The following is a 1,270-nucleotide window of genomic DNA, read 5'->3' on the forward strand; positions in this document are numbered from 1 at the left end:
AACGGCCTGGGCCCTGACGGTGTACGACGATGGCGGGGGCACGGCGCTCTACGCCGGAGGCGGTTTCCCGACCGTGAGCCACATCGCGAAGTGGGACGGGTCGAGCTGGTCGCCGCTGGGCAGCGGGATGAATGGAAAGGTCCTTGCCCTGACGTCGTACGACGACGGCGGGGGCGCAGCGCTCTACGCCGGAGGCGATTTCTCGACCGCGAGCGGCGTGGCGGCGAGCAAGATCGCGAGGTGGGACGGGTCGAGCTGGTCGCCGCTCGGCAGCGGGATGGACGCAGTTGTCCGTGCCCTGACGGTGTACGACGACGGCGGGGGCGTGGCGCTCTACGCCGGAGGCGTGTTCACGACCGCGGGCGGCGTGGCGGCGAACCGGATCGCGAAGTGGGACGGGTCGAGCTGGTCGCCGCTGGGCAGCGGGATGAACGGCACCGTCCGCGCCCTGACGGTGTACGACGACGGCGGGGGCGCGGCCCTCTACGCCGGGGGCTCTTTCTCGACCGCCTTCGACTCCGGGGACAGCTACCTCGCCAAGTGGGGTTGCCCCGCCCCTCCGGACGGGGTCACGTCCGTCAGGCCTCTCCCGCAGCCCGGCGCGGGCGGGATCCGCAAGTAGCGCCCTCGGCCAAGCCCCCTCGGCGTCGTACTTCACGCCGAGCTGCACGATGCGCTGGACCAGGTCCTCGTACTCGATGCCCGCCGCCTCGGCCGTCTCGGCGAAGTCCTCGCCGTAGGTCAGGTCGGGGTTGGGGTTCGCCTCGAGGACGTAGAAGCGGCCGTCGGGGCGCATGCGCAGGTCGAGGCGGGCGTAGCCGGAGAGGCCGAGCGAGCGGTACACGGCCTTGGCGGTGCGCGCGATCTCGCGCTCCTGGCGGGCGGAGAGGCCGCGGGCGCGGCGGTTCTTCGCGCCGATCTTGCGCTGGTAGGCGAGGTCCCACTTGACGCGCCGCGTCGCGATGCGCGGCGCGCCGTCGGGGAGGTTGGGGGTGTGGAGCTCCCAGATCGGGAAGGTCTTCGGGCGCGCGTTGCCCAGCACGCCGACGTAGAGCTCGCGCCCGTCGATGTACTCCTCGGCGATGGCGTCCGTGCCGACCTCCTCCCAGACGAAGCGCACGCGCTCGGCGAGCTGGTCGTCGTCGTTGACGATCGAGGAGCGCGAGATCCCGAGCGAGGCCTCCTCGCTGAGCGACTTGACGAACAGGGGGAAGTCGAGGTCCGCAGGGCGCTTGACCCGGCGTCCCTGGCTGAACACCGCGAAGCGCGG

The 1,270-nt window shown here is 72.0% G+C and carries 2 protein-coding genes; both read left to right on the forward strand.

Annotated elements, in window-relative coordinates; all coding sequences use genetic code 11:
• Window positions 1-622: hypothetical protein (locus tag ABFS34_16890; GenBank protein MEN8377103.1), on the forward strand; the 622-nt coding region annotated here is incomplete at its 5' end.
• A gap of 372 nt (window positions 623-994) precedes the next feature.
• On the forward strand, window positions 995-1,270 hold a 276-nt coding region (locus ABFS34_16895), incomplete at its 3' end, for a hypothetical protein (GenBank protein MEN8377104.1).

The organism is Gemmatimonadota bacterium (genome assembly GCA_039715185.1).
Classification (GTDB): domain Bacteria; phylum Gemmatimonadota; class Gemmatimonadetes; order Longimicrobiales; family RSA9; genus DATHRK01.